This is a genomic window from Stenotrophomonas sp. 05N423 (assembly GCF_056397145.1).
On the sequence record NZ_JBFTMV010000001.1, the window covers coordinates 665,445 to 682,128 of the forward strand.

Here is a 16,684-nt window from a genome sequence, read left to right on the forward strand (position 1 = left end):
TCCCGATGACAGAACTCCTCGACAACACCCTCGCGCACCTGGAAAAACTGGTGTCCTTCGACACCCGCAACCCGCCGCGCGCGATCACCACCGGCGGCATCTTCGATTACCTGCGCGCCAACCTGCCCGGGTTCGAGGTCGAGGTGATCGACCACGGCGCCGGCGCGGTCAGTCTGTACGCGGTGCGCGGCACGCCGAAGTACCTGTTCAACGTGCACCTGGACACGGTGCCGGATTCGCCGCACTGGAGCGCCGATCCGCATGCGATGCGGCGCCTGGACGACCGCGTGGTCGGGCTGGGCGTGTGCGACATCAAGGGCGCCGCCGCCGCGCTGGTGGCCGCGGCCAATCTCACCGATGGCGATGCGGCCTTCCTGTTCTCCTCGGACGAGGAGGCCAACGACCCGCGCTGCATCGCCGCCTTCCTGGCCCGCGGCATACCCTATGAAGCGGTGCTGGTGGCCGAGCCGACCATGAGCGAGGTGGTGCTGGCGCACCGCGGCATCAGTTCGGTGCTGATGAAGTTCAAGGGCCGCGCCGGCCATGCGTCCGGCAGGCAGGACGCGGCGGCCAGCGCGCTGCACCAGGCCATGCGCTGGGGCGGTCGCGCGTTGGACCACGTCGAGTCGCTGGCGCATGCGCGGTTCGGCGGCCTGACCGGGCTGCGGTTCAATATCGGTCGCGTCGACGGTGGCATCAAGGCCAACATGATCGCCCCCGAGGCCGAGCTGCGTTTCGGCTTCCGCCCGCTGCCGTCGATGGACATCGACCAGCTGCTGGCGACCTTCGCCGGTTTCGCCGAGCCCACCGCCGCGCACTTCGAGGAAACCTTCCGCGGCCCGAGCCTGCCTTCGGGCCCCGCTTCTGATGAGGGCGCCGCGCGCGCGGAAGAGCGCCGCCTCGCCGCGCGCGACATCGCCGACGAACTGGGCCTGCCGATCGGCAACGCGGTCGATTTCTGGACCGAGGCCTCGCTGTTCTCCGCCGCCGGTTACACCACGATGGTCTACGGCCCCGGCGACATCGCCCAGGCCCATACCGCCGACGAGTTCGTGACGCTGGAGCAGTTGCAGCGCTACGCCGGCTCGGTCCTGCAGATCCTGCAACGCAGCGCCTGAGCGGCCGCGTTCCTCCACCCCACGACAGACGGATCCCAATGCAACCCCACCGCCAGACCCGCCAGACCATCGTGCGCCTGCTTTCGAGCATGGCCAGCGCGAAGGAGATCAGCCAGTACCTCAAGCGTTTCTCGCAGCTGGACGCCAAGCGCTTCGCCGTGGTCAAGGTCGGCGGTGCGGTGCTGCGCGACGACCTGGAGGCGCTGACCTCCTCGCTGTCGTTCCTGCAGGAAGTCGGCCTGACCCCGATCGTGCTGCATGGCGCCGGCCCGCAGCTGGATGCCGAACTGTCGGCGGCCGGCATCGAGAAGCAGACCGTGGGCGGCCTGCGCGTGACCACGCCCGAGGCGCTGGCGATCGTGCGCAAGGTGTTCCAGCAGTCCAACCTGCAACTGGTCGAAGCGCTACAGCAGAACGGCGCGCGCGCCACCTCGATCACCGGTGGCGTGTTCGAGGCCGAATATCTCGACCAGAGCGTCTACGGGCTGGTCGGTGAAGTGAAGCGGGTCAACCTCGCGCCGATCGAGGCCAGCCTGCGCGCCGGCTCGATCCCGGTCATCACCTCGCTGGGCGAAACGCCGAGCGGGCAGATACTGAACGTCAACGCCGACTTCGCCGCCAATGAGCTGGTGCAGGAGCTGCAGCCGTACAAGATCATCTTCCTCACCGGTACTGGTGGCCTGCTCGACGCCGAGGGCAGGCTGATCGACTCGATCAACCTGTCCACCGAGTACGAGCACCTGATCCAGCAGCCGTGGCTGCATGGCGGCATGAAGGTCAAGATCGAGCAGATCAAGGACCTGCTGGACAGGCTGCCGGAGGAATCCTCGGTGTCGATCACGCGCCCGGCCGACCTGGCCAAGGAGCTGTTCACCCACAAGGGCTCGGGCACGCTGGTCCGCCGCGGCGAGAAGGTGCTCAAGGCCACGTCGTGGGAGCAGCTGGACACCATGCGGCTGAAGGCGCTGATCGAATCCAGCTTCGGCCGTCAGCTAGTGCCGGACTATTTCGAGAAGACGAAGCTGCTGCGCGCCTATGTCAGCGAGAACTACCGCACCGCGGTGATCCTCACCGACGAGGCCGAGGGCGTGTACCTGGACAAGTTCGCCGTGCTCGACGACGCGCAGGGCGAAGGCCTGGGGCGCGCGGTGTGGAACGTGATGCTGGAGGAAACCCCGCAGCTGTTCTGGCGCTCGCGCAACGGCAATCCGGTCAACCATTTCTATTACGCCGAGTCTGACGGCTGCTACAAACTCGACCACTGGAAGGTGTTCTGGTACGGCGCCAGCGACTTCGAGTGCATCCGTGGCTTCGTCGAGCACTGCGGCAGGCGCACTGCCAGCCTGCAGGGATGACGCCATGAACGAGCCATCGGCCAACGCCCGCTGGAATGCCGTGCCGGACCTGCGCGGCGCGCATGTCGCGCTCGAACCGCTGCGGATGGAGCATGTGCCCGCGCTGCGGCAGGCGCTGGGCGAGGGCGAACTGTCGCGCCTGTGGTACGCCAACGTGCCGGCGCCGGACGCGGTGGAGCGCTATGTCGCGGCGGCGCTGGACGCGCAGGCGCAGGGCGACGCATTGCCGTTCGTGGTCCGTGACGCCGCTGGCGAAGTGGTCGGCAGCACCCGCTGTTACGCGCTGGACGCAGGCGTGCCGCGCCTGAACATCGGCTACACCTGGTACCACCACCGCGTGCGGCGCACCGGTTTGAACACCGAGGCCAAGCTGCTGCTGTTGCGCCACGCCTTCGAGGCGATGGGCTGTATTGCCATTGGCTTCGAGACCAGCTGGTTCAACCACGCTTCGCGCGCGGCCATCGCCCGGCTCGGGGCGAAACAGGACGGCGTGCTGCGCAACCACAGGCGCCACGCCGACGGCACGCCGCGCGACACCGTGGTGTTCTCCATCCTCGACAACGAATGGCCGGCGGTACGCAGCCATCTGCAGTCCCTACTGGATTCGCATTCATGACCGACAGGAAATTCTCGCTGGGCATCGTCGGTGCCCGCGGCCATACCGGCGCCGAGCTGATCCGGCTGATCGTCGCGCATCCGCGCATTGAACTGGCCTTCGTGTCCTCGCGCGAGCTGGATGGCCAGCGTGTGTCCGACCACAACGATGGCTACAGTGGCGAACTGCGCTACGAAAGCCTCGATCCGCAGGCGGTGGCTGCCAAGGGCGCCGATGCGGTGATCCTGGCCCTGCCCAATGGCAAGGCCGAAGCCTTCGTCGCCGCACTGGATGCGGCCAGGCCCGACACGGTGATCGTGGATCTCTCGGCCGACTACCGTTTCGACAACACCTGGTATTACGGCCTGCCGGAACTGACCCGCGATACCTATGCCGGGCAGAAGCGCATCAGCAACCCGGGCTGCTACGCCACTGCCATGCAGCTGGCGATCACGCCACTGCTGTCGCAGCTGGCCGGGCCGCCGGCCTGCTTCGGCGTGTCCGGCTATTCCGGCGCGGGCACTACCCCGTCGGACAAGAACAACACCGACCTGCTGCGCGACAACCTGATGCCGTACGCGTTGACCAACCACGTGCACGAGCGCGAGGTTTCCGCGCGGCTCGGCGTGCCGGTGGAGTTCATGCCGCATGTCGCGCCGCATTTCCGCGGCATCACCATGACCGTGAACCTGTGGTTGCAGCAGCCGCTCCAGCGCGAGGACGTGATGGCGCTGTACCGGCAGCGCTACGCCGGCGAACCGCTGGTGGACGTGGTGGACGAAGCGCCGTGGGTCAGCCGCATCGCCGGCCGCCATGGCGTGCAGATCGGTGGTTTCACCCTGGCCCCGGGCAACAAGCGCGTGGTGGTGGTGGCGACCATCGACAACCTGCTCAAGGGCGCCGCGACGCAGGCGCTCCAGAACCTCAACATCGCGCTCGGGCTGCCCGAGCTGACCGCCATACCGCTGGAGGAGAACAACAATGGCTGATCTGCTGTGGCAGAAACCCGGTGTCGCGGTTGACGCGAAGATCCAGACCTTCCTCGCCGGCGACGACGTGATCCTGGACCGCGAATTCTTCCTGCACGACATCCAGGCCAGCACCGCGCATGCCGAGGGCCTGCAGCACATCGGCATCCTGTCGGCCGACGAACTGGCCGCGCTCAAGCGCGAACTGGCGCTGCTGGCCGACGATTTCCGCAGCGGCGCCTTCGTACTGGACGAGCAGTACGAGGATTGCCATTCGGCCATCGAGGCGCGCCTGACCGAGCGCCTGGGCGATGCCGGCCGCAAGATCCATACCGGCCGCAGCCGCAACGACCAGATCCTCGTCGCCACGCGCCTGTGGCTGAAGGAGAAACTGGCGCGCGTGGCGGAAATCAGCCGCGAGGTGGCGAAGGTGGCGCTGGAGCGCGCCATCGCCGAACAGCAGCAGCCGCTGCCCGGCTACACCCACATCCAGCGTGCCGTGGTGTCCTCGGCGGGCATGTGGTGGGCGGGCTGGGCCGAGGCCTTCATTGACAATGCGGTGCGCGCGGCCGACACGCGCCGGCTGATCGACTGCAACCCGCTGGGCACGGCCGCCGGCTACGGCGTCAACCTGCCGCTGGACCGCGAACACACCACGCGCGCGCTGGACTTCGCGCGCATGCAGGTCAGCCCGATCTACGCGCAGCTCTCGCGCGGCAAGTTCGAGCTTGCCGCGCTGGAAGCGCTCGGCGGCGCCACGCTGGACCTGCGCCGCATCGCCTGGGACCTGTCGCTGTTCACTACCGGCGAGTTCGCCTTCGTGGCGCTGCCGGCGCAGTACACCACCGGCAGCTCGATCATGCCGAACAAGCGCAACCCGGACGTGATCGAACTGATGCGCGCCACCCACGCCAGCGTGGCTGCCGCGCGCACCGAGATCGAGCAGCTGCTGTCGCTGCCGTCCGGCTACCACCGCGACCTGCAGGCGTCCAAGGGGGCGATCTTCCACGGCTTCGGCCGTGGCCTGGCGGCGCTGGAACTGCTGCCGGCGCTGCTGTCCAACCTGGACTGGCGCGACGACCACATCCGCGCCGCCATCGATTCGGGCATGTATGCCACCGACGTGGCGGTGGAAGCCGCCGTGGCCGGGGTGCCGTTCCGCGAGGCCTACAAGGCAGCGGCGGCGGCGGCGGACACGGCCGGGCAGGGGCGCACGCCGGAAGGCAGTCTCGCCGCGCGCGTGTCGCCGGGCGCCGCGGCCGACCTGCGCCTGGACGAGCTGCAGGCGCGCTGGGCCGCGCTGTAACGAGCAATGCCGCGCGTGTCGGGGCGGCACCCCCGACACGCGAAGCCATAGGTGCGGGGTTTGCCCGGCACGGGTTTTCACGGTGAATCGTCATGCGAGTCCCCATGCAGGTGCCGGGCTCGCCCGGCACGGGAAGGCCCAATGCGGGGCAAGCCCTGCATCTACGCGCGATGGATGGATCGCCAGTTGGTTGGAAACGAAAGCATTCCCCACATCTGCCGCGCGGCAGTGCAACATCCGCGACGGCACCCCATGCCATGGAGAACGACGTGAAGCTGTACCTGGTGATGGCGATGCGCAAACCCACGTTCGATGCGAGCGTGATCGAGCCGCACAAGGCCTTTCTCGATGCATTGCGCGCGCAGGGGCGGCTGCACCTGACCGGCGGCTTCGGCGATGGCAGCGGCGGCGCCTACGTGCTGTGCGATGTCGATGACCTGGAGCAGGCGCGCGCCATCGTCGCGACCGATCCGCTGGCCCTGCAGGGCTGCTCGGAGCTGAGCATCCATGAATGGAACACCCGCTGAGCCCATGAACGATGCCGCGCCTTCGCCCTTCGTCGAGCAGATCCTGCCGCCGTGGCGGCGCGCGGTGCTCAAGGTCGGCAGCAGCCTGCTGGCGGCCGATGGCGGTGGCCTGACCCCGCGCTTCGCGCTGGGGCTGGCGCAGTTCGTCTCGGCCAACCTGCTGGCCGGCAGGGAGATGGTGGTCGTGTCGTCCGGCGCGGTCGCCGCCGGTCGCGCCATCGTGCCCAAGGCGGCCGAGGCCGGCGCGGCGATCGCCGCGCGGCAGGCGCTGGCCGCGCTCGGGCAGGCGCAGCTGATCGCCTTGTGGCAGCGCTTCTTCGAGCGGCCGGTGGCGCAGGTACTGCTCACCCACGACGACCTGCGCAACCGCCGCCGCTACCTCAACGCGCGTGCCACGCTCAATGAACTGCTGGCCCTCGGCGCATTGCCGGTGATCAACGAGAACGACACGGTCTCGGTCGACGAACTCAAGCTCGGCGACAACGACAACCTGGCGGCCATCGTCGCCGCACTGGTCGATGCTGATGCGTTGTTCATTGCTACCGACATCGACGGCCTGTATACCGCCGATCCGCGCCGTGATCCGCAGGCGCGGCCGATCGACGAAGTCGCCGAGCTGACCGCCGAGGTGATGGCGATGGCCGGCGGCAGCGGCAGCGCGGTCGGCACCGGCGGCATGCATACCAAGCTGCAGGCCGCGGCCAAGGCCGGCGCCGCCGGCATCGACACCTTCCTGTTCAACGGCCGCAGCGGCGAGGTGGTGCGCGGGTTGGCGCAGGGCCGGCTGCGCGGCACGCGGCTGCATGCCGGGCGCTCGCGCATCGCCGCGCGCAAATACTGGCTGCGGCACGCGCCGGTCGAGCCGGGTGCCATCGTGATCGACGCGGGCGCGGCGCGTGCCCTGCGCGAAAAGGGCGCCTCGCTGCTGCCTGGTGGCGTGACCGGCGCGGAGGGCGAGTTCCGCCGCGGCGACATGATCGAGGTGCGGGTGGACGGCGAGGGCGGCATGCAATGCGTGGCGCGCGGCATCAGCCAGTACTCCGCGGTGGACGTGCGTCGCATCGGTCGCCGCCATACCCGCGAGATCGAGACCCTCCTTGGCTACACCTATGGCGACAACGTGATCCACCGCGACGACCTGGTCCTGCTGCCATGACCACCCGTCCTGCGGAAGACCGGCGACAGGTACGACGATTCCGCATCACCCGGGAGCTGCACGCATGACCGACATCAAGACCCTCGCCCTGCAGTGCCGCGATGCTTCGCAGGTGCTGGCGCGGCTTTCCAGCGTGGCACGGCGCGACCTGCTGGGAGCGATGGCGGACGCGCTCGATGCCGATGCCGGCGGCATCCTCGCCGCCAACGAACGCGACCTGCAGGCCGCGCGTGACAAGGGCGTGGGCGCGGCGATGCTGGATCGCCTGGCATTGAATCCGCAGCGCCTGGCCGGCGTGGCCAACGCCCTGCGCGAAGTCGCCGCCTTGCCCGATCCGGTCGGCGAGGTCACCCGCGATTACGTGCGTCCCAACGGCATCCGCGTGCAGAAGGTGCGCGTGCCGCTGGGCGTGATCGCGATGATCTACGAGGCGCGCCCGAACGTGACCGCCGACGCGGCGGCGCTGTGCATCAAGGCCGGCAACGGGGTGATCCTGCGCGGCGGCTCGGAGGCGATCCACTCCAACACCGCGATCGCCGCCACGCTCAAGCGCGCCCTGCGCGCGGCCGGTGTCCCCGACGCCGCGCTGACCCTGGTCGAGGACCTGCGTCGCGAGACCATGCTGGAACTGCTGCAGCTCAACGACATCGTCGACCTGGCGATCCCGCGCGGCGGCGAAGGCCTGATCCGTTTCGTCGCCGAGCACGCGCGGGTGCCGGTGATCAAGCATTACAAGGGCGTGTGCCATCTGTACGTGGACGACAGCGCCGACCTGCAGCTGGCGCTGGGCCTGCTGGTCGACGGCAAGGTCTCGCGCCCGGCGGCCTGCAATTCGCTGGAAACCCTGCTGGTGCATGCCGACATCGCGCCGCGCTTCCTGCCGATGGCCGCCGCTGCGCTGCGCGCGCGCGGCGTCGAGCTGCGCGGCGATGCGGCCACGCAGGCGCTGGTGGCCGATGTGGTGCCGGCGGATGAGGCCGACTATGCCGCCGAATATCTGGACCTGATCCTGGCGGTGCGGGTGGTCGATTCGCTGGAGACGGCGATTGCGCATATCCAGCGCTACACATCAGACCATACCGAAGTCATCGCCACCGGCGATGCGGCCCATGCCGACGCCTTCGTGCATGCGCTGCGTTCGGCGGTGGTGATGGTCAACGCCTCGTCGCGTTTCTCCGATGGCGGCGAACTGGGGCTGGGCGCGGAGATCGGCATCTCCACCACGCGCCTGCATTCCTACGGCCCGATGGGGCTGGAGGCGCTGACTGTCGAGCGCTTCGTGGTGCGCGGCGAGGGGCAGGTCAGGTCGTAGGAGCGCACCTCGGTGCGCGATGGAGCTTTCCCGGTAATGCCTCATCGCGCACCAAGGTGCGCTCCTGCGTCTAGCTCCAATGGTCTTCCAACTGCTGTGGCTTGCAGGCGAACCAGGCGGCGACGAGCAGGACCAGCGAGCACAGCATCAGGAAGGCGAACGACCATGCCCAGCCGCCACTGAAGCCGTGCAGCCAGCCGAACAGCAGCGGGCCGAGGCTGGCCAGGCTGTAGCCCACGCCCTGCATGAAGCCGGACAGCGCGGCCGAGCCGGCCGGCGTACGCGTGCGCAGGTTGATCAGAGTCAGGCCCAGCGGGAAGGTCGACGGGCCCAGGCCGGCGATCACCGCCCACAGCCACGGCGCCTGCATCGGCGCCCACAGCAGGCCGGCGAAGGCGACGGCGTTGAGGCCGAACACCAGCATCGCGATCGGGAACGGATTGCGCATGCGCACCGCCAGCGCCGGCACCAGCAGCGAAGGCAGCAGGCCGATGGCCGAGTACACCGCGACCATGATGCCGCCGAACGCTTCGCTGGCACCGGCCTCGACCATCACCTTCGGCAGCCAGGTGAACAGCGAATAGGTGCCCAGCGAGGTCATGCCGAACATCAGCGCCATGCCCCAGCCCAGCGACGTCTTCCACACGCGTCCCGGCGCATGGACGACGGTGTCGGCCGCGGCGGCCTGCGGCCGCGGCGCGCGCCGGGCCAGCATGATCCACGGCAGCAGCGCGGCCAGCGACAGCAGCGACCACATGCCCAGCGAGATGCGCCAGTCGAAACGGTCGGCCACCGGCACCGCAAGCAGCGCCGGGACCATGGTGCCCGCCTGCAGGACGGTGATGTAGAGCGTGCTCAGCGTGCCGACGCGGTCGGCGAAGTAGCGCTTGACCAGCGGCGGCACCACCACGTTGCCGATACCCATGCCGGCCAGCGCGACCGCCGAACCTGCCAGCAGCATGCCGATGCTGTCGGCGCTGGCGCGCAGCAGCAGGCCGGCGGTGGCCAGCAGCATGGTCAGCGCGGCGGTACGTTCCAGCCCGAGCCAACGGATCAGGCGCGGGGTGCTCAGGCCGAGCAGGGCGAACGCGGCGGTGGGCATCATGCCGAGCACGCCGGTCATGGTGCTGCCGAAATCGAACAGGTGGCCGAGGCGGTCCAGCAGCGGCGTCAGCGAAGTGACCGCGCTGCGCAGGTTGGCCGAGACCAGGATGATGGCGGCGAAGGCCAGCAGGCGGCCCTTGAACAGGGAGGCCCGTGGTGCCGTGGAGGCGGGATGGGACATTGCGTGACTCCGGCGCGGACAAGGCGGGGAGGGAAGCGTTGTCCGCGGAAAACGACGGAATCGCCGGGAGCGGTTCCTGGGATCGCCCGTCGATGGCCCGCTGGGTTCGACATGGGTGGCGAAAAAACAAAAGCCGGCGCAAGGCCGGCTTCTGTCGAACTGGTCGGGGAGACAGGATTCGAACCTGCGACCTCTACGTCCCGAACGTAGCGCTCTACCAGACTGAGCTACACCCCGAAGGAGCCGCCTATGATAGCGGCGAGGACGGGGGCGCGCAACTGTTTTCCTCATCTGGCCGGATCATCGCGGACCGTCCCATGGCCCTGCCGGTATCGGGTGCGGAACACGAAAAAGCCCGGCGGACGTTGCCGTCTGCCGGGCTTCGATGTTTCGACCTTTGGTCGGGGAGACAGGATTCGAACCTGCGACCTCTACGTCCCGAACGTAGCGCTCTACCAGACTGAGCTACACCCCGCGAAGGAGGCGGAAAGATACTCTCCGGCACGCATTCTTGCAATACCGGAAACGCGATTCCTATCGTCCGGCTTCGGCCCTGCGCTGTTCGCGTGCCTCGAACCACATGCCGTTGAGGATGGCGACGGTGGAGGCCAGGCCGACACCGAGAATCCAGGCGAAGTACCACATGGGAAGACTCCTTGATGGCGTGATGGGGAGAGTGAAATCGTCAGTAGGCGTTGGGGTTGCCGCCCATCTCTTCCAGCGTGGTCTTGCCCTTGAGCACGCGGTACACCCAGGTGGTGTAGGCGACGACGATGGGCAGCAGCAGCGCGGTGGCCAGCAGCATCACCCACAGCGTGAGGTGGCTGGAGGAGGCATCCCACGCGGTCAGGCTGGACCCGGGCTGGCTGGAGGAGGGCAGCAGGAACGGGAACAACGCGAAGCCGACGGTGAGGACGATGCCGACGATCGACGCGCCCGATGCGAGGAAGGCCAGGCCACCGCGGCGCATGCGCAGCAGCACCGCCGCGGCCAGCGCACCGAGCAGGCCCGCCGCCGGCGCCAGGATCGTCGCCGGCATGGCCGTGTAGTTGTGCATCCAGCCACCGGCCGCGGTGATCTGGACCGTCTTCAGCAGCGGATTGCTGGGGCCGTCGGTCACCACCTGCGAGGTGATGGCGTAGCCGGGCAATCCCAGCGCGACCCAGGCGCCGCCGACGGCGAACAGGGCGAAGCTGGCCAGGGCGGCGACGCTGCCCATGCGCGATGCGCGCTCGGCCACCGGGCCGTCTGTCTTGAGCACCAGCATGGCCGCGCCGTGGGCGACCAGCATCGCCACGCTGAGCAGGCCGGCCAGCAATGCGAACGGCGTCAGCAGGCCGAAGAAGCCGCCGGTGTAGAACACGCGCTGGCTGTCGTCGAAGTGGAACGGTACGCCGAGCAGCACGTTGCCCACGGCCACGCCCATGATCAGCGCCGGCACGAAGCCGCCGACGAACAGCGCGCGGTCCCAGTTGTCGCGCCAGCGCTGGCTGGGCAGCTTGCCGCGGTACTTGAAGCCGACCGGACGCAGGATCAACGCGAACAGGATCAGGAACATCGCCAGGTAGAAACCGGAGAAGCTCACCGCATACAGGGGCGGCCACGCGGCGAAGATCGCGCCGCCGCCGAGGATCAGCCACACCTGGTTGCCTTCCCACACCGGGCCGACGGTGTTGATCACCAGCCGGCGTTCGTCGTCGGTCCGCGCCACGAATGGCAGCAGCGTACCCACGCCCAGGTCGAAACCGTCCATCACCGCGAAGCCGGCCAGCAGCACGCCCAGCAGCAGCCACCAGATCACGCGCAGTGTGGTGTAGTCCAGAAAAATGAAGTCCATGGAAGTCTCCTTGCCTCAGGCCTGGCCGGCGGCCGGCGCGGCGTGCGGGGATGCCGGCGGCTGCAGCGAGGGCAGGATCTCGTCCGGCCCCTTGGCGATGGCCTTCAGCATCAGCTTGATCTCGATGATCATCAGCACCGTGTACAGGGCGACGAAGCCGGTCAGGGTCAGTACGATCTGGTGCAGCGCCAGGCCCGAGGCCGCGTAGAAGGTGGGCAGCACGCCGTCCACCGCCCACGGCTGGCGGCCGTACTCGGCGACGAACCAGCCGCACTCGATCGCGATCCATGGTGCCGGCAACGTCCACAGCGCGATCTTCAGGAAGGTGCGCTTGTTCTCGAAGTTGTTGCGGCAGGAGTAGTAGAACGCCACCGCGAAGAAGGCGATCAGGTAGAAGCCCAGCCCGGCCATGACGCGGAAAGTCCAGAACAACGGCAGCACGGTCGGCACGGTATCCATCGCCGCGCGCGAGATTTCCTCCGGCGTCGCGTTGAGGATGTCGTCGCGGTAGCGCTTGAGCAGCAGGCCGTGGCCCAGATCCTGCCAGTGCCGGTCGAACATTTCCCGCGCCTGCCGGTCGTTGCGGTCGGCGCGGATGCGTTCCAGCGCACCATAGGCCAACTGGCCGCCGCGGATGCGGTGCTCGGCGCGGTCGACCAGTTCCAGGATGCCGGGGATGGGCTGGTTCAGCGAGCGGGTCGCGATCAGGCCCATCAGGTAGGGGATCCTGATGGCGTAGTCATTCTGGTGGGTCTGCTGGTTGGGAATGCCGAAGGCGGTGAAGTCGGCCGGCGCCGGTTCGGTCTCCCACATCGCCTCGATGGCGGCCAGCTTCATCTTCTGGTGCTCGCTGGCGGCATAGCCGCTCTCGTCGCCCAGCACCACTACCGACAGCGAAGACAACAGGCCGAATGCGGCGGCCACCGCGAACGAACGGCGCGCCACGTCGTGGTGCCGGTTGCGCAGCAGGAAGAACGCGCTGATCGACATCACGAACACCGCGCCGGTGACGTAGCCCGCCGAGACCGTGTGCACGAACTTGGCCTGCGCCACTGGATTGAACAGCACGGCCATGAAGTCCACGACTTCCATGCGCATGGTTTCGGGGTTGAACACCGCCCCGACCGGGTGCTGCATCCAGCCGTTGGCGATCAGGATCCACAGCGCCGACAGATTGGTGCCCAGCGCCATCAACCAGGTGACGGTCAGGTGCTGCACCTTGCTCAGGCGGCTCCAGCCGAAGAAGAACAGGCCGATGAAGGTCGCTTCGAGGAAGAACGCCATCAGCCCTTCGATGGCCAGCGGCGCGCCGAAGATGTCGCCGACGTAGTGGCTGTAGTACGACCAGTTCATGCCGAACTGGAATTCCATGACGATGCCGGTGCCCACGCCCATGGCGAAGTTGATGCCGAACAGAACGCCCCAGAACAGCGTCATCCGCCGCCAGACGTCCTTGCCGGTCATCACGTAGACGCTTTCCATGATCGCGATCAGGAAAGACAGTCCCAGGGTCAATGGAACGAACAGGAAGTGGTACATCACTGTCAGCGCGAACTGCAGGCGCGACAGATCTACGACTGTCGTGTCGATCATGGCCTGGCTACCTTTCGGGTTTGGTGCATCATGGCGGCGGTACGGGGGAAGGGCTGTGAATTTTCGATGATGAATGGTGATCCCACCCTTGACCTGGATCAATGCGACATCGCGTCGCAGCGGTGAACGTGCGGCGCGCGCGGATGCGATCATGTGCGCACCGACGCATCGATTCTTCCCAGCAGGTTGCCCGTCTTGAGTGAGGTTTCCCACCCGGCTGACGCCACGCGCCGGCAGCGCCGCCGCCACCAGCAGTGGCTGTCCTCGCTTGCCGCCGCCGCGCGCGGACAGCAGCGGCGCGCGGCACTGGCGACATGCGTGTCCGGCGCGCTGCTGGTCGTGCAGGCCGGCGCGATCGCCTGGTTGATCCAGGGCGTGCTCGTCGAGCACCGCCCGGTCGCGCAGCTGGGCCCGGTATTCGGTGCGCTGGCGCTGGTCCTGCTGCTGCGCAGTACGCTGGGCGGGCTGTCGCAGAAGGCGGCCGGCGAGGTAGCCGATACCGCGCGGCTGGCGCTGCGCGAACAGGTCTACCGGCGCCTGCTCGGCAAGGGACCGTTGTGGCTGCGCCGCCAGCGCAGCGGCGAACTGGGCGAACTGCTGCTCGCCCATGGCGATGCCATCGAAGGCTATTACGCCGGTTTCCAGCCGGTGCGCGCCGAGGTGATGGTGGTACCGCTGCTGATCGTCGCGGCGGTGGCCTGGGTCGACTGGACCGTGGCCCTGATCCTGCTGGGCACCGGGCCGCTGGTGCCAGTGTTCATGATGCTGGTGGGCTGGGGCGCGGAGGCCGCCGGCCGCGAGCAGCTGCAGGAACTGGCGCGGATGGGCGGGCATTTCGCCGACCGCATCAAGGGCCTGGGGCTGCTGCGCCTGTATGGCCGCGGCGAGGCCGAACTGGCCGGCATCGGCGCCGCCGCCGAAGGCGTGCGCGTGCGTACGATGAAGGTGCTGCGCATCGCCTTCCTGTCCTCCACCGTGCTCGAGTTCTTCGCCTCGGTGAGCGTGGCGATGGTGGCGCTGTACCTGGGGTTGAGCTACCTGGGGATGATCTCGCTGCATGCCACGGTGCCGACGCTGGGCACGGGCGTGTTCTGCCTGTTGCTGGCGCCGGAGTTCTACGCGCCGCTGCGGCGGCTGGCCGCGCACTATCATGACCGCGCCAATGCGCTGGCTGCCGCCACCGAGGTCGAGCGCCTGCTGGAAGGCGGCGACGTGGAGGATACGGCGGTACCGGCGGTTCCGCTGTGCGCGCCGGAACCGGCGCAGGCGCATGCGCCGCTGCTGGTGGCCGAATCGCTGGTGCTGCGCCCGATGGGGGCCGGCCACGATGTGTTGACCGGTTTCTCGCTGGACGTCGAGGCGGGGCAGCGTCTGGCGCTGGTTGGTTCCAGTGGCAGCGGCAAGAGCACCCTGCTGGAAGCACTGGCTGGCTGGTTGCCGCCACGCGGCGGGCGCATCGTGTTGCGCGATGGCGTGCGCGTGGGCTACGCCGGGCAGCGCCCGTATCTTTTCCACGGTTCCATCGCTGACAACCTGCGCCTGGCCGATCCCGGCGCCTGTGACGCGCGGCTGCGCGCGGCGGCCGAGGCCGCGCAGGTGATGCGGTTCGCCGGGCAGTTGCCGCAGGGGCTGGATACGGTGATCGGCGAGCGCGGTTTCGGCCTGTCGGGCGGCGAGGCGCGGCGCATCGGACTGGCGCGGCTGCTGCTGCGCGATCCGGACCTGTTGCTGCTGGACGAACCCACCGCCTTCCTCGATCCGCAGACCGAGGCCGACCTGCTGCAGTCGCTGGCCTGTTTCACCCGCGGCCGCGCGGTGTTGATGGCCACGCACAGCGCGGCGGCGATGCAATGGGCCGATCGCGTGGTGCGGCTGCATGACGGGGGACACGCATGAGCGGCGACGATTCCCTGCGCGCGGTGTTCGCGCGGCATCGCTGGCGCCTGCTGCTGGCGGTGGTGCTGCTGCTGGTGACGATGCTGGCGGGTATCGGCCTGCTGGGCCTGTCCGGCGGCTTCCTGACCGCCGCTGCGCTGGCCGGCGCGCTGGGCGCGGGGGCCACGTTCAACTTCTTCTCGCCCTCGGCGGGAATCCGCGCGTTGACCCTGGTGCGCATCGCTTCGCGCTACTTCGAGAAGCTGGTCGGCCACGACGCGACCCTGCGCATCGCCCGCGATCTGCGCGTGTGGTTCTTCCGGCGCGCGCTGCCGCTGGCGCCGGCGCGCCTGGGCGGCACGCGCACCGGCGAACTGCTGGCGCGGCTGATGTCCGACATCGGAGAGGTCGACGGCCTGCTGGTGCGTGCGGTGGGGCCGCTGCTGGCACTGGCCGGCATTGCGCTGGCGGCGATCGCCGTCGCCGCCAGCATCCATTGGCCGGCGGCGGTGCTGTTGCTCCTGCTGTCGCTGCTGGTGGGCGTCGGCGTACCGGTGCTGGCCGTGCGTCGCGGCGAAGCCGGCGAAACCCGGCGCGCGCTGCATCGCACGCGACTGCGTACGCTGGCCTACGAAGGGCTGGAAGGCGCCGCCGACCTTGCCGCGCTGGAAGCACGCGACGACTGGTGCACGCGCGTCGATGGCGCGGCACGCCAGCTCGCGGGCGACGACCACCTGCGCCGCGGTCGCCTGATCGCCGGCAACGTACTGCATTCGGCCAGCGCCGGACTGGGCCTGCTGGCGATGCTGTGGCTGGCACTTTCCGCTTTCCAGGCCGGCAGGGTGGATGCGCCGCTGGCCGCCACGCTGGTATTCCTGACCGTGGCGTTGCTGGAAGTCGCCGCCGGTTGCGGCCTGGCCTGGCAGGCGCTGCAGTCGGCACGCGTATCGGCGGCACGGCTGCAGGCCATCATCGGGCAGGCGCCATCGGTCTTCGATCCCGCACATCCGCGTCCGCTGCCGGAACCGCCAGCCACGCTCTCATTCGAGCAGGTGGTGTTCGCCTGGCCAGGCGAACACCGGCGCCTGCTCGATGGCATCGATCTGCAGCTTCGACCCGGCGAACGCATCGCGATCCGCGGCGACAGCGGTTGCGGCAAGACCACCCTGTCGGCCCTGCTGCTGCGGTTGTGGGATCCGCAGCAGGGCGCCGTGCGCTGGGGCGGCGTGGACCTGCGCGAGGTCGCGCAGGACGACTGGCACCGACACATTGCCTGGTTGCCGCAGGGCGCGCCGGTGTTCGCGGGCAGCATCGCCGACAACCTGCGGCTGGGCGATCCGCAGGCCGACGAGGCGCGATTGTGGGCGGTGCTGGAACAGGTGCGGCTGGGTGACTGGGCGCGCCACCAGGGCGGGTTGCCGGCATGGGTCGGCGAGAACGGCGGCACGATGTCCGCGGGGCAGGCGCGCCGCCTGGCGATGGCGCGCGCGCTGCTGCGCGACGCGCCGTTGATGGTGCTCGACGAACCGACCGAAGGCCTGGACGTGGATACCGCCGACGCGCTGCTCGTCGATCTGGCGGCGGCTCTGGGGTCACGCAGCCTGCTGATGATCACCCACGGCCATCTGCCGGACGGTGTAGTGCACCGCGAATACCGGCTGCAACAAGGGTGCCTGACGCAGGTGACAGGCAGCCACGGGCTGGAATAGGGGGGCGCCTTTACCGCCATGGGACGGGCATCTGGGCGATGGCGCTGT

Annotated in this window: 13 protein-coding genes, 2 tRNA genes and 1 pseudogene; 10 read left to right on the forward strand and 6 right to left on the reverse strand. The window is 68.8% G+C overall.

Translation table 11 applies throughout. The annotated features are described in order from the left end of the window. Nucleotides 1-5 precede the first annotated feature (5 nt). From AC1DGW_RS03050 to AC1DGW_RS03085, 8 genes and pseudogenes are all read left to right on the forward strand, one after another. A complete protein-coding gene (locus tag AC1DGW_RS03050; protein WP_478019241.1) occupies nt 6-1,118 on the forward strand; it encodes an acetylornithine deacetylase in 1,113 nt (370 codons plus the stop codon). 38 nt (nt 1,119-1,156) lie between these two features. Next, a complete protein-coding gene (locus AC1DGW_RS03055; protein WP_478019243.1) occupies nt 1,157-2,473 on the forward strand; it encodes an acetylglutamate kinase in 1,317 nt (438 codons plus the stop codon). A 4-nt stretch (nt 2,474-2,477) separates the two neighbouring features. Further along, nucleotides 2,478-3,089, forward strand: a complete 612-nt coding sequence (locus AC1DGW_RS03060; protein ID WP_478019245.1) for a GNAT family N-acetyltransferase — start codon at nt 2,478-2,480, stop codon at nt 3,087-3,089. Beyond that, nucleotides 3,086-4,057, forward strand: a complete 972-nt coding sequence (gene argC, locus AC1DGW_RS03065; protein ID WP_478019247.1) for an N-acetyl-gamma-glutamyl-phosphate reductase — start codon at nt 3,086-3,088, stop codon at nt 4,055-4,057. Before AC1DGW_RS03060 ends, argC begins: the two co-directional genes overlap by 4 nt. Continuing rightward, nucleotides 4,050-5,342: an argininosuccinate lyase gene (gene argH / locus AC1DGW_RS03070; RefSeq protein ID WP_478019249.1), complete on the forward strand. Its 1,293-nt coding sequence runs from the start codon at nt 4,050-4,052 to the stop codon at nt 5,340-5,342. Before argC ends, argH begins: the two co-directional genes overlap by 8 nt. A 257-nt stretch (nt 5,343-5,599) precedes the next feature. Further along, nucleotides 5,600-5,869, forward strand: a complete 270-nt coding sequence (locus AC1DGW_RS03075) for a YciI family protein (protein WP_478019251.1) — start codon at nt 5,600-5,602, stop codon at nt 5,867-5,869. 4 nt (nt 5,870-5,873) lie between these two features. Continuing rightward, on the forward strand, nt 5,874-7,025 hold the full coding sequence (gene proB, locus AC1DGW_RS03080; protein WP_478019253.1) for a glutamate 5-kinase: 1,152 nt from the start codon (nt 5,874-5,876) through the stop codon (nt 7,023-7,025). A gap of 28 nt (nt 7,026-7,053) precedes the next feature. After that, a pseudogene (locus tag AC1DGW_RS03085) lies at nt 7,054-8,337 on the forward strand (glutamate-5-semialdehyde dehydrogenase); the annotation flags it as partial. Between the two features lie 70 nt (nt 8,338-8,407). Here AC1DGW_RS03085 and AC1DGW_RS03090 read toward each other — a convergent pair. From AC1DGW_RS03090 to AC1DGW_RS03115, 6 genes are all read right to left on the reverse strand, one after another. After that, nucleotides 8,408-9,622 carry a CynX/NimT family MFS transporter gene (locus AC1DGW_RS03090; RefSeq protein WP_478019255.1) on the reverse strand — a complete coding sequence of 405 codons (1,215 nt, stop codon included), beginning with the start codon at nt 9,620-9,622 and terminating at the stop codon, nt 8,408-8,410. Between the two features lie 160 nt (nt 9,623-9,782). After that, nucleotides 9,783-9,859: transfer RNA gene (locus tag AC1DGW_RS03095), tRNA-Pro, on the reverse strand. Between the two features lie 161 nt (nt 9,860-10,020). After that, nucleotides 10,021-10,097, reverse strand: a tRNA-Pro gene (locus AC1DGW_RS03100). Between the two features lie 59 nt (nt 10,098-10,156). Next, entirely contained in the window at nt 10,157-10,267 is a 111-nt protein-coding gene (gene cydX, locus AC1DGW_RS03105) for a cytochrome bd-I oxidase subunit CydX (RefSeq protein ID WP_055769487.1), read from the reverse strand. 40 nt (nt 10,268-10,307) lie between these two features. After that, nucleotides 10,308-11,459 carry a cytochrome d ubiquinol oxidase subunit II gene (cydB, locus tag AC1DGW_RS03110; RefSeq protein ID WP_478019258.1) on the reverse strand — a complete coding sequence of 384 codons (1,152 nt, stop codon included), beginning with the start codon at nt 11,457-11,459 and terminating at the stop codon, nt 10,308-10,310. Between the two features lie 15 nt (nt 11,460-11,474). Beyond that, complete coding sequence (locus AC1DGW_RS03115; RefSeq protein WP_478019260.1) at nt 11,475-13,052, reverse strand: cytochrome ubiquinol oxidase subunit I; 1,578 nt, start codon at nt 13,050-13,052, stop codon at nt 11,475-11,477. Nucleotides 13,053-13,247: 195 nt separating this feature from the next. Between AC1DGW_RS03115 and cydD the strand changes: the two genes are divergently transcribed. Then, a complete protein-coding gene (gene cydD, locus AC1DGW_RS03120) occupies nt 13,248-14,948 on the forward strand; it encodes a thiol reductant ABC exporter subunit CydD (RefSeq protein ID WP_478019262.1) in 1,701 nt (566 codons plus the stop codon). Beyond that, nucleotides 14,945-16,636, forward strand: coding sequence for a thiol reductant ABC exporter subunit CydC (gene cydC / locus AC1DGW_RS03125; protein WP_478019264.1), 1,692 nt, complete (start codon nt 14,945-14,947; stop codon nt 16,634-16,636). Before cydD ends, cydC begins: the two co-directional genes overlap by 4 nt. The last annotated feature ends 48 nt before the right edge of the window (nt 16,637-16,684 follow it).

Coding starts and splice junctions, on each gene's coding strand:
- AC1DGW_RS03115 (WP_478019260.1), bottom strand. CDS start 13,052: ATGATCGACACGACAGTCGTAGATCTGTCGCGCCTGCAGTTCGCGCTG.
- cydB (WP_478019258.1), bottom strand. CDS start 11,459: ATGGACTTCATTTTTCTGGACTACACCACACTGCGCGTGATCTGGTGG.
- proB (WP_478019253.1), top strand. CDS start 5,874: ATGAACGATGCCGCGCCTTCGCCCTTCGTCGAGCAGATCCTGCCGCCG.
- AC1DGW_RS03055 (WP_478019243.1), top strand. CDS start 1,157: ATGCAACCCCACCGCCAGACCCGCCAGACCATCGTGCGCCTGCTTTCG.
- AC1DGW_RS03050 (WP_478019241.1), top strand. CDS start 6: ATGACAGAACTCCTCGACAACACCCTCGCGCACCTGGAAAAACTGGTG.
- AC1DGW_RS03060 (WP_478019245.1), top strand. CDS start 2,478: ATGAACGAGCCATCGGCCAACGCCCGCTGGAATGCCGTGCCGGACCTG.
- argH (WP_478019249.1), top strand. CDS start 4,050: ATGGCTGATCTGCTGTGGCAGAAACCCGGTGTCGCGGTTGACGCGAAG.
- AC1DGW_RS03090 (WP_478019255.1), bottom strand. CDS start 9,622: ATGTCCCATCCCGCCTCCACGGCACCACGGGCCTCCCTGTTCAAGGGC.
- cydX (WP_055769487.1), bottom strand. CDS start 10,267: ATGTGGTACTTCGCCTGGATTCTCGGTGTCGGCCTGGCCTCCACCGTC.
- AC1DGW_RS03075 (WP_478019251.1), top strand. CDS start 5,600: ATGGAGAACGACGTGAAGCTGTACCTGGTGATGGCGATGCGCAAACCC.
- argC (WP_478019247.1), top strand. CDS start 3,086: ATGACCGACAGGAAATTCTCGCTGGGCATCGTCGGTGCCCGCGGCCAT.
- cydC (WP_478019264.1), top strand. CDS start 14,945: ATGAGCGGCGACGATTCCCTGCGCGCGGTGTTCGCGCGGCATCGCTGG.